Raw genomic sequence first — 10,234 nt, 5'->3', positions numbered from 1 at the left:
TATTATAACACATTACCACAAATTGCTCAATACTAAATAGCAATAATTTGACGATTTTCTAACAAAAAAAGCCCTGTTTTCAAGGCTTTCAAAGATTTTAATATTTATGCAAGTGTCAAAGACCCGGAAAAACCGTCAGATTAGGACTGAGTTGTGTTTTGATATGCCAAAAAAGCAGGCTCCTTCCAGCTTGACGTGTCCATATTCATCCTTTATAATTATTTCGTATCATTTACCAGTGGAGGGAGGGATAAAAAATGAGTGAAGTCAGAGTCGGTAAAAATGAATCCCTGGATTCCGCACTCCGCCGGTTCAAGCGAAATTGTCAACGTTCGGGGGTATTATCGGAAGCTCGCAAACACGAGCATTACGAGAAGCCAAGCGTTAAGAGAAAAAAGAAATCTGAGGCTGCGCGGAAACGTAAATTCAAATAAGGGAGTTGGCTCCAATTGTCCCTGAAGGATCGTCTGATTGAGGATATGAAGACAGCTATGAAGGCCAAAGAGGAGGGGAAGGTTAGACTTTCTGTTATCCGAATGGTACGGGCTGCCATCAAATACGCTGAGATAGACAAGAAAATGGAGTTCAACGATGATAATCAGGTTATCGAGGTTCTTGCCCGCGAGTTAAAAATGCGGCGGGATGCGATGGAACAGTTTGCCAACGCGAACAGGCCCGACAAAGTTCAGGAGCTCGAAGAGGAAGTCGCCATCCTAATGGAATACTTACCTCAGCAGCTCACTGAAGGGGAAATCCGCGAAATAGCTAAAGAAATCATCGCTGAAACCGGTGCCCAAGGCCCCAAAGATCTGGGGAAAGTCATGGGAATTATTACGCCGAAGATAAAAGGAAGAGCCGAAGGGAAGCTTGTGAATCAAGTCGTGAGAGGACTCCTGGGTTCCTAAAAAAGAGTAGTGAAAAACTGCCGCTAAAACATAAGCGGCAGTTTTTTTGTTTTAATTGGCGTTAAATTTTGCGTCCATTAAGCTATCATATTAAAAGTGAGCGAGCATCTGCTCTTTTATTTTCCTTTGCTCTCCTTTGTTCCTCTGGTTCTCCCGCTAACTGCTTGGACTATTCTCTGCTCCTGATGCATAGACATGCTATGAAGGGAGTGGTAAGCGTGCTGAAAAGGCTTCAAAAACATGCTGGTGAGATCCTGGAATTTCCGACGGATGTCCTGAATAACGGACCTAAAATAACCATTATCGGACGCAGTGAGATCATCATAGAATATTTTGATGAAGTGGTCGGATTTTCGGATCAGGAGATTACTTTGCAGACTTCCGAGGGTAAACTCTGTCTTAACGGAGATAAATTTATCCTTACCACTGTGCAGGATCATGAGATCAATATCCGCGGCCGGTTAACCGGACTAAGCTTTGGGGAGGGCTGAAGGTGTTCGGAAAATTTGGCAGGTACCTGCACGGAAGGGTAACCATTCAAGCGCAGGGTAAGAATTTAGCCGGATTTATTAATGAGGCGCTTAAAGACAGGATTGAATTTTATAATGGAAAAAAATTGACGGATAGCTTTTTGGCCGAAATCAATGCTGCAGATTTCAGGCGTTTGCGTAAGGCAGCCAAAAAAGCAGGAATCAAAATCAATATCCGGAACAGGTACGGATTTCCGTTTGTAGCGCTACGCTGGCAAAAACGCAAGGGCCTGATTTTTGGTGTTTTTATCATCATTGCAGCACTCACGGTTCTTTCTCAGTATGTGCTTTCCATTAGTGTGGAAGGAAACAGCAGGGTGTCAGCGGATCAGATTATTGCCGAAGCCGGGAAAGCCGGCTTAAATAAATGGGTGCTGAAAAGTTCTCTTGACCTTGATCAGATGAGCAAACAAGTTCAGGAGAGCATGCCTGACCTGGTCTGGATGACGATGGAAGAGCGCGGAACGAATATTAAAATCAGAGTCGTCGAAAAAACCCTGCCGCAAACCGTTTTATTCCGGGGAGATCTCCTGGCAGCCAAAACAGGTTATGTGGAAGATGTGATCGTCATTCAGGGGCAGGCGCTAATCGCTGAAGGACAGCTGGTTACCGCCGGACAGGTTTTGATCAAGGCTGCAGGAGGAATGACGGAATACAGCTTTGACGTATCTGGTCAGAACAGAACCAAACAAAACGCGACCGATGCGCCGGCGGCCAAAGGGTTTGTCCGGGCAAAGGTCTGGTACAGCGCGGATAAGATTATTCCCATGGAAGAGGATAGGACGGAAAAGACGGCAAATAGGACCAATGGCTGGGGAATAAAAATAAATAATCGTGTAATAATGATAATGAATCAGGATAGCCCCTATTCCGATTCGATCCAAGAAACCTGCACATATGCATTGCCCAGTTGGAGGAATTGGCGTTTTCCTGTCGAATTGTTAAAAGTACATTATGAAGAAACTCAAAAAGTACATGTAAGCCGTGCGGCAGCAGAAGCAAGGAAGCTTGCCGAGACCCTGGCCAGGGAGGAATTGAAACAAAAACTGCCTTCAGGGGTCAAAGTACTGCATGATAAGGTCCGGATCCTTTCATCCCAAAAAGGAACGGAACATGTCAGGGTTGAAGTTGAGACCTTTGAAGATATAGCGGTATATAAAAAATAAGCAAATATCTTTGCATTTGGAGGAACTCACATTTGCGTAATGAATCAAAACTCAACCTGAAAGATAAAGAAGAAGCATTAAACCTGTTTGGTCTCGAGGACGTCAACTTAAGATTTCTGGAAGAACGTCTCGGCTGTCAGATTGTTTTTCGCAGTGAAGAGATGACGATTTCAGGCGAAGAACAGCAGGTCAAGCTTGCCGAAGCAGTCCTCAAACAGCTTCTGGACTTAATTCGGAAAGGCAATACACTGACCCTGGCAGATGTAACTTATGTTGTTTCCCAGGTGGAAGAGGGCAGCGCGAAGGATATGGCTCAAAACCTCACCCATATCATCGCGACGACGCAAAGGGGGCGTCCGATCAAACCCAAGACGCTCGGACAGGCCAAGTATGTTAAAGCCATTGCTAAGGATTCACTCGTCTTTGGCATCGGACCCGCCGGCACAGGAAAGACCTATCTGGCGGTGGTCATGGCGGTCAAGGCGCTGAGGGCCAAAGAAGTGAACAGGATTGTTCTCACCCGGCCTGCGGTGGAAGCCGGAGAAAAACTCGGTTTTTTGCCCGGGGATTTGCAGGAGAAGGTCAATCCGTACCTCAGGCCGCTCTATGATGCGCTCTATGATCTTCTTGGACCGGAAACGACCGCGCGGTATATTGAGAAAGGTACGATTGAGATTGCTCCGCTGGCCTATATGCGCGGGCGTACGCTAGACGATTCCTTTATTATTCTGGATGAGGCCCAAAATACATCCCCGGAGCAAATGAAAATGTTTTTGACCAGACTCGGGTTTGCCTCGAAAGCAGTGGTTACCGGCGACATTACCCAGGTTGACCTTCCCCGCGGTAATTATTCAGGGCTGATTGAAGTACAACATATCCTGAAAGGTATCGGAGATATTTCCTTCCATTACTTTACTTTGGACGATATTGTACGTAACCCGCTTGTACAAAGCATTATTCACGCTTACGATGCGCAAGATATAAAAGAGGACAAGCAGTCCGGTAAGGATTGATGGGACTTGAATAAAAAATTGAAAACAATGCTTTTGCCTAAAGAGACCAAGAATGCTATGACAAAATACCAGATAGCATTATTTCTGCTGTTCTTTATTCTTTTAACCGCGATATTGGCCTCGGATCTTTTTCAGTCTAAATTAAATATTGAATCCGGTGAACCCAGTCCGGAATTGATTACGGCACCTTATGAAAAGAAAGTGACGGATCTTGCCAAGTTCCAGGAGGAACAGAAAGCAGCAGCGAATGCGGTCGAACCTGTTTATATGGCCGATGACGGTCAAATCTCCAACTTGTCAAAAGATTTGGATCGGACATTCGAGATTCTGGCGGATCAGAAAGATTCTAAGGACAGTCTTACTGAAAAAATGGACGAGCTCCGCAAGAGAGTCCCTTTCAGCGAATTATTGGACAGCACGCTTGGAGCGCTGCTGAATTTGTCTGATCACGAGATTGTAACTGCCTCTGGAACTGGTTCAGTTGTCATCCTTGGGATAGCAAGCAATGCCGAAAGCGGAGCGAGATCTCAGGCAGAAGTATCACTCTTGCAGGACCGAATGATTGAACAGATCAATAAATCTAGCATGACTGAACCTGTGAAAGAACTTATAAATGAATTTATCGAGCAGTGTGTGATCAAACCGACACTGACCATTGATAAAGAAGCGACAAAGAAAATGCAGGATATTGCCATTTCCGACGTTAAACCATCCATCCGGACCTATCGAGAAAATGAAAAAATTATCGGACCGGGGGAAATTGTTGATGATCAGGTTTATCAGGCCTTGCAGGCGTATGGATTGATCAAAGTAAAATCTCCGTGGAAGCCGGCTTCCGGAATTGCAATTATTGTCTTGGTTTCAATGATCATTTTGATTTTGTTCGCCTACCAGTTCAGTCCAGACACGTTTACCCACTGGCAAAGGATGGTGCTGATCGGACTCCTCATGATTGTTGCATTGGCCATGGGTAAAGCCTTTATGGCGATCAGTCTTGGGGACAATGAATTAAATACTTTGACGGCTATCCTGATACCTGCGGCCTGGGTTACGATGACGGTGACACTCCTGCTTGGCGTTAAGATTGCAGTTCTGGTAGGCGTCATTCTGGCTATTTTCACCGGAATGATGGCAGATCCAGGGAATATGGGAGCAGCAGGTTCGCTGGCAGCCTTATTTTCTTTGCTTAGCGGTATTGTCGGTATACAGGGTGTTGCCAAACTGGACCGCCGTTCTGAGCTGGCCAGGGCAGGATTGTTTGTGGCTTTGGTAAACATTGCCCTTGTAAGCGGTGTTGCCTTGATCCTTCAGATCAGCCCAACCGATTGGCTGATCGGCTGCATACTGAGTGTTGCCAACGGATTTTTGTCGTCTGTTCTTACCATGGGTATTTTGCCCTGGCTGGAACAGGGCTTCAACATTACATCGGCTGTAAGACTGTTGGAATTATCCAACCCGAATGCGCCACTATTGAAAAGCTTATTGATCGAAGCGCCAGGGACCTACCATCACAGCGTCCTGGTCGGGAATCTAGCCGAAACTGCCGCTGAGGAAATTAAAGCCGACCCTGTGCTGGTCAGAGTCGGCGCACTCTATCATGATATCGGCAAGCTGAAAAGACCGTACTTCTTTATAGAAAACCAGTTTTCCAAGGATAATCCCCACGAGAAGATTGCCCCGACGCTTAGTTCGCTGATTATCATTTCCCATATCAAAGACGGGCTAGAAATGGCCAAAGCGCATAAGCTTCCATCCAATATTCAGGATATTATTGCGCAGCACCACGGGGACAGCACGGCATCGTTCTTTTACCATAAAGCACTCGAAGAGAATCCGGATATTTCGGAAGAAGCTTTCAGGTATGACGGGCAGCGTCCCCAGTCTAAAGAGGCGGCGTTGGTTCTTCTGGCGGATAATGTTGAAGCAGCCGTTCGTTCCCAGAAGGACAGTTCGCCGGGAAAAATTGAAGGATTGGTGCGTAAGATTATTAAGGAGAAATTTGATGAGGGCCTGCTTGATCAATGTGACTTAACCTTTAAGGATCTGGATAAGATATCTATAGCTTTTGTTAAGGTTCTAAGCGGAATATTCCATTCCAGGATCGAGTACCCTGAATTGCCGTCCGCCAAGACCAAAGTGGCAGAGGAAGCGGGCACTGATCAGAAACAGGAGGAACCCAAAACGCAAAAAGAGAATGAGTCTCCGGCTAAGCAGGACAGCGAGCCTGGTTCGCCGTCTGAAAAAAATAATTCTCACGAATAGGGGGAGAAAATGGAACTAGATATCAGTTGGGAAGAGGATTCTGTTGCAGAAGATGAACAAAATAAAATAGCAAAACTGCTTCGTACGGGCATTCAGAAAGCGCTTCTTGAGGGAGGCGGCCAGGATGACGCTGAGATCGGACTTGTCCTGACCAATGATGAATCCATTCATCTCCTGAATAAGACGTACCGCGGAATTGACAGCCCCACGGACGTCCTGTCTTTTGCCCTTCGGGAAAAGGGGGAAGGAGAGCCGGAGATTTATTTTAGTCCTCAGTCGGACAAAGATAAGAAAGAACGGGTTGAGTATTCTCTCGAAGAAATTATCGACGAAGAAGATCAAGACCTCGACGAATACGAAGCAGATAATTTTGAGGAGTACGAAGAGGATGACGATGATTTGAGCTACTGCGATACAACTCTCGGTGATATCGTGATTTCTGTCGAAAGAGCCCGTTCTCAGGCCATTGCGTATGGGCATTCCTTTGCCAGAGAGATTGTTTACCTGGCAGTGCACGGAACACTGCACCTTCTGGGGTACGATCATGGCAGTGAGGAGGATTCCAGTGTCATGAGGCGTCTGGAGGAACAGGTTATGGATCAGCTGAGCCTGCTGCGCTGACAAGGGGGAAGAATAATGCCGGATATCCATAAGCCTGCTGGTTTTATTGGCAGCTGCAGACGGTCTTTGCAAGGGATTGCTTACTCGCTGAGAACAGAAAAACACCTCAGATTTCATTTTTTTGTCGCTGCGGTTGTTGTTTTGGCCAGCGCTTACTTTCGTCTTTCAGGCGTTCACTGGCTATTTATTATTTATGCCATTGGCAGCGTTCTGGTGGCGGAATTGTTCAATACCGCGTTGGAAAGCGCGATTGATTTGGCTGAACCCGGGTACCATCCCCTTGCCGGCCTCGGCAAGGATGTTGCTTCCGGTGCCGTACTGGTTGCCGCCATACAGGCCGTGATTATCGGAATCATTATATTCGGATCTTATATTTTTTAGAGTAGACCTGTGGGACAAATACCGCTTTTCGGCTGTTGCGCCATCCTTGACTTGTCGCTCCTTGCCCTCCATGGCACCGCGACATTAGGCCATCCGTGGCCGTCAAAAGGCCGCGCTTTGCACTCTATGCTCCGCTCACAGCGGAACTGTAGCCCTCAGACTGATCTTAAGATTGTTTAAGGAAGTCTGCAAGTCGTAGCGTTGTTATTATCTAAGACGGGGGCGGAATGAGATGAAGAACGAACAGGTTTTGGACATCAACCAGGCTGCGGAGCTGATTCGCCAGGCGCATCAGGCTTGTGAAGATGCTTATGCCCCTTACTCCTGCTACAAGGTTGGAGCCGCCGTTCTCTGGGAATCCGGAAGAATTACTTCCGGTGTCAATGTCGAGAATGCTTCCTATGGCCTGACTGTCTGTGCGGAACGTAATGCTGTGTTCCATGGGATCGGTTTGGGGGAAAGGCGGATCAAAGCGGTTGCTGTCGCAGTTCCGCTCGAGGAAATACCGTCCCCATGCGGTGCCTGCCGACAGGTGATCCGGGAATTCGCATCGGATTGCCTTGTTTTGCTCAGCAATGGCAGCGGAGAAATCAGGAAAACCCGTTTGAAGGATCTTCTTCCTGATTCGTTTGGCCCGGAGTTTTTAAAAAGCATTTAGGTTAAGAGACCACATGTTATACAGCTATAGGATATATAACGATAGGATACACAATTTTATGATACGAGACTTTATGATACAAGGAAGGTAAAGCATTTGAACAAGCAGGATAAAAAAGGTTTTCGATCGGGTTTTGTTGCGGTGATCGGACGGCCCAATGCGGGGAAATCGACCTTGCTGAATACGCTTTTGGGTCAGAAAGTGCTGATTATATCTGATAAGCCGCAGGCAACCAGAAACAGAATCCGGTGTATCCTTACCGAAGAACGCGGGCAGATCATCTTTTTTGACACGCCCGGTATCCATAAACCGAAGCACCGTCTGGGTGAATACATGGTCGCGGCCGCCAAAAGCACTTTGCAGGGCGTCGATTTTGCGATATGCGTCGTCGATGCCTCTGTACCGTTTGGATCGGGGGATGAATACGTGCTTCAGGTCATTAAGGACAGCGGAGTCCCGTGCATTTTGGCCTTAAATAAAATTGACCTGATCTCCAAGGATCAGCTGCTGGAGAAAATAGCCGGCTTTGCCAAAATAGCAGATTTTAAAGAAATTGTTCCAATTTCAGCTTTACAGTCCGAGAATACCATAAAGTTAATGGATCTGATTTTTGAAGCGCTTCTGCCTGGCCCAATGTATTTTCCGGATGATGTCGTCATTGACCAGCCGGAAAAGTTTGTCGTTGCAGAACTAATCAGAGAAAAGCTGATGAACCTGACCAGAGAAGAAGTCCCGCACTCCGTCGCGGTCGTGGTCGATAAGATGGAAGAGAAAAAATCCCTGATTAAGATAGAGGCTGTGATCCTCGTCGAGCGTGATTCCCAGAAAGGAATTGTGATTGGCAAGGAAGGAAATGTCTTAAAAGAAGTCGGAAGGCTCGCCCGGGAAGAAATTGAAACGCTGCTTGGCAGCAAGGTATTCCTTGAACTTTGGGTCAAAGTCAAGAAGGACTGGCGCAACCAGAATAACCAGCTCAGGGATCTGGGATATAATCTGAAGGACCTGAAAGAATAAATGTCGCGGGGTACATTAGGTTTACAAAAAATAGGGTATCTTAGCATATTAGCGATACGGGAAAGTATAAAAGAACGCTGAAGGGAAGGTAGATTTATGAATATCGCCGGAAGAATTGACCATACGCTTCTGAAACCTGAAGCGACGGAGAAGGATATCGTTGATCTTTGCCATGAGGCTGTCAAACACGGTTTTGCTTCCGTTTGTGTAAATCCCGTGTATATTTGTACCGCCGCACGCCTGCTGCACGGAACCAGTGTCATACCGTGCACGGTCATAGGTTTTCCACTTGGAGCTGCGTTTATCGAAATAAAGATGCAGGAGATTCTGGCAGCAAAAGCCCATGGTGCGCGGGAAGTTGATGCCGTGATGTGCATCGGCAAAGCCAAATCCGGCGATTGGAAGGCCGTACAGCGTGATGTGAATTTGATGGTTCAGACGGCACAGGGCTGCGGTCTAAAAATAAAAATAATTATTGAAACCGGGCTTTTAAACGAGGACGAAAAACAAAAAGCAGCTGAGATTGTCCGGGAAGCCGGAGCAGACTATATCAAAACATCGACCGGTTATTTTGGTGGCGCAACAGTTGAAGACGTCAAGAACCTGAAAAACTGGGCAGGCCCTGGTGTTAAAGTCAAAGCATCCGGCGGAATCAAGACGAAAGAGTTTGCCTTGGAACTGATCAAAGCAGGTGCCGACAGACTCGGAACCAGTTCCGGGATCGTAATAATCCAGTAGTATTTAGTTCTTAGATGTATTAACTGTTTAGTCAATAGAAATTACATAAATAGGAATGCTACCCAAATAGATAGCATCTATTGAAGATATAATAGGGAATAAAGACACGACCGGGGATGATGTTGGGAGATGGCAGTCTATCAGGCGGATGCGATTGTGATCCGCAGCAGGGAGTATGGTGAGTCGGACAGGCTTATCACGCTTTTTTCAAGGGAAAAAGGAAAACTGGAGGCTGTGGCCAAGGGGGTTCGGAAACCCAAAAGCACCCAGAGGGGCGGGACGCAGCTTTTCACGTATGCCGATTTTTTGCTGTACAGGGGGAAAACACTGGATACGGTGAATCAGGCTCAGCCCCGAGAAAACTTCATCCATCTCTGGGACGATTTTGATCGGACGATCACTGCGTCGGCAATGGTCGAACTGCTGGATATTTCTACTGTCAGGGAACAGCCTGATCCGGAACTGTTCACCCTTACCTTAAGCTTTCTTTTTTTGCTCAAACATCTTGACCCGTATATGGCTCAGGCCGCTTATGCGCTCAGGCTCATGCACCTACAGGGGTATCTGCCGTCAATGGAGGGTTGTACCGAATGCGGCGGAGACCTTTCCGGCGAGCAGGTCTATTTAAGTGCGGAGGCCGGAGGTTTTCTTTGTGCGGCCTGTAAAAACAACCGGATCGTCATAGCGCTGAACCCGGGAAGCCTGGCCCTGATGCGCCAGCTGTACCAGGCCGATTTCGTGAAGATTGATCGACTGCGCTGGAACAAAAAAATGCGGCAGGAAATCCTCGAAAGCCTTTGCCATTACTGTGAACAGAAATTTGAACGCAAACTCCTAGCCTGGAGACAAGGCAGTGAGTTCTGGAACAAGTGAGTTCTGGAAGAATTGACAGTGAAGCTTTATTGGCATATAATATCTCAGATAAAGGTTATACTGCATATAAGTA

General features: G+C 46.9%; 12 protein-coding genes. All 12 read left to right on the top strand.

The genetic code is table 11. The annotated features are described in order from the left end of the window. Positions 1 to 257 precede the first annotated feature (257 nt). The 12 genes from rpsU (at position 258) to recO (ending at position 10,161) form a co-directional block, all read left to right on the top strand. The gene (rpsU, locus tag OKX56_RS10930; protein WP_015044591.1) at positions 258 to 434 is read left to right on the top strand and encodes a 30S ribosomal protein S21; all 177 of its coding nucleotides are present in this window, start codon (positions 258 to 260) and stop codon (positions 432 to 434) included. Between the two features lie 15 nt (positions 435 to 449). Further along, entirely contained in the window at positions 450 to 905 is a 456-nt protein-coding gene (locus OKX56_RS10925; protein ID WP_015044590.1) for a GatB/YqeY domain-containing protein, read from the top strand. 218 nt (positions 906 to 1,123) lie between these two features. Further along, the gene (locus OKX56_RS10920) at positions 1,124 to 1,396 is read left to right on the top strand and encodes a YabP/YqfC family sporulation protein (protein ID WP_019225745.1); all 273 of its coding nucleotides are present in this window, start codon (positions 1,124 to 1,126) and stop codon (positions 1,394 to 1,396) included. 2 nt (positions 1,397 to 1,398) lie between these two features. Continuing rightward, positions 1,399 to 2,601, top strand: a complete 1,203-nt coding sequence (yqfD, locus tag OKX56_RS10915; RefSeq protein ID WP_019225744.1) for a sporulation protein YqfD — start codon at positions 1,399 to 1,401, stop codon at positions 2,599 to 2,601. Positions 2,602 to 2,633: 32 nt separating this feature from the next. After that, entirely contained in the window at positions 2,634 to 3,614 is a 981-nt protein-coding gene (locus tag OKX56_RS10910) for a PhoH family protein (protein ID WP_019225743.1), read from the top strand. Positions 3,615 to 3,620: 6 nt separating this feature from the next. Further along, positions 3,621 to 5,876 carry an HD family phosphohydrolase gene (locus tag OKX56_RS10905; protein ID WP_019225742.1) on the top strand — a complete coding sequence of 752 codons (2,256 nt, stop codon included), beginning with the start codon at positions 3,621 to 3,623 and terminating at the stop codon, positions 5,874 to 5,876. 9 nt (positions 5,877 to 5,885) lie between these two features. Continuing rightward, positions 5,886 to 6,497 carry an rRNA maturation RNase YbeY gene (ybeY, locus tag OKX56_RS10900; RefSeq protein WP_019225741.1) on the top strand — a complete coding sequence of 204 codons (612 nt, stop codon included), beginning with the start codon at positions 5,886 to 5,888 and terminating at the stop codon, positions 6,495 to 6,497. Between the two features lie 15 nt (positions 6,498 to 6,512). Then, complete coding sequence (locus OKX56_RS10895; RefSeq protein WP_019225740.1) at positions 6,513 to 6,878, top strand: diacylglycerol kinase family protein; 366 nt, start codon at positions 6,513 to 6,515, stop codon at positions 6,876 to 6,878. 232 nt (positions 6,879 to 7,110) lie between these two features. Further along, the gene (locus tag OKX56_RS10890; protein ID WP_019225739.1) at positions 7,111 to 7,536 is read left to right on the top strand and encodes a cytidine deaminase; all 426 of its coding nucleotides are present in this window, start codon (positions 7,111 to 7,113) and stop codon (positions 7,534 to 7,536) included. Positions 7,537 to 7,632: 96 nt separating this feature from the next. Further along, positions 7,633 to 8,550, top strand: coding sequence for a GTPase Era (gene era, locus OKX56_RS10885; RefSeq protein WP_025205220.1), 918 nt, complete (start codon positions 7,633 to 7,635; stop codon positions 8,548 to 8,550). 96 nt (positions 8,551 to 8,646) lie between these two features. After that, complete coding sequence (deoC, locus tag OKX56_RS10880; protein WP_025205221.1) at positions 8,647 to 9,288, top strand: deoxyribose-phosphate aldolase; 642 nt, start codon at positions 8,647 to 8,649, stop codon at positions 9,286 to 9,288. A 129-nt stretch (positions 9,289 to 9,417) separates the two neighbouring features. After that, positions 9,418 to 10,161 (top strand): DNA repair protein RecO, encoded by a 744-nt coding sequence (recO, locus tag OKX56_RS10875; RefSeq protein ID WP_025205222.1) that lies wholly within the window; start codon positions 9,418 to 9,420, stop codon positions 10,159 to 10,161. The last annotated feature ends 73 nt before the right edge of the window (positions 10,162 to 10,234 follow it).

Origin of the sequence: Dehalobacter sp., from assembly GCF_030063005.1 — a bacterium.
In the GTDB taxonomy this organism is placed as follows: domain Bacteria; phylum Bacillota; class Desulfitobacteriia; order Desulfitobacteriales; family Syntrophobotulaceae; genus Dehalobacter; species Dehalobacter restrictus.
This window is presented reverse-complemented; position numbering and strand designations above follow the sequence as displayed.

Excerpts from the sequence above, each read along its gene's own strand:
- ybeY (WP_019225741.1), top strand. The coding sequence starts at position 5,886 with ATGGAACTAGATATCAGTTGGGAAGAGGATTCTGTTGCAGAAGATGAA.
- rpsU (WP_015044591.1), top strand. The coding sequence starts at position 258 with ATGAGTGAAGTCAGAGTCGGTAAAAATGAATCCCTGGATTCCGCACTC.
- deoC (WP_025205221.1), top strand. The coding sequence starts at position 8,647 with ATGAATATCGCCGGAAGAATTGACCATACGCTTCTGAAACCTGAAGCG.
- OKX56_RS10890 (WP_019225739.1), top strand. The coding sequence starts at position 7,111 with ATGAAGAACGAACAGGTTTTGGACATCAACCAGGCTGCGGAGCTGATT.
- OKX56_RS10895 (WP_019225740.1), top strand. The coding sequence starts at position 6,513 with ATGCCGGATATCCATAAGCCTGCTGGTTTTATTGGCAGCTGCAGACGG.
- recO (WP_025205222.1), top strand. The coding sequence starts at position 9,418 with ATGGCAGTCTATCAGGCGGATGCGATTGTGATCCGCAGCAGGGAGTAT.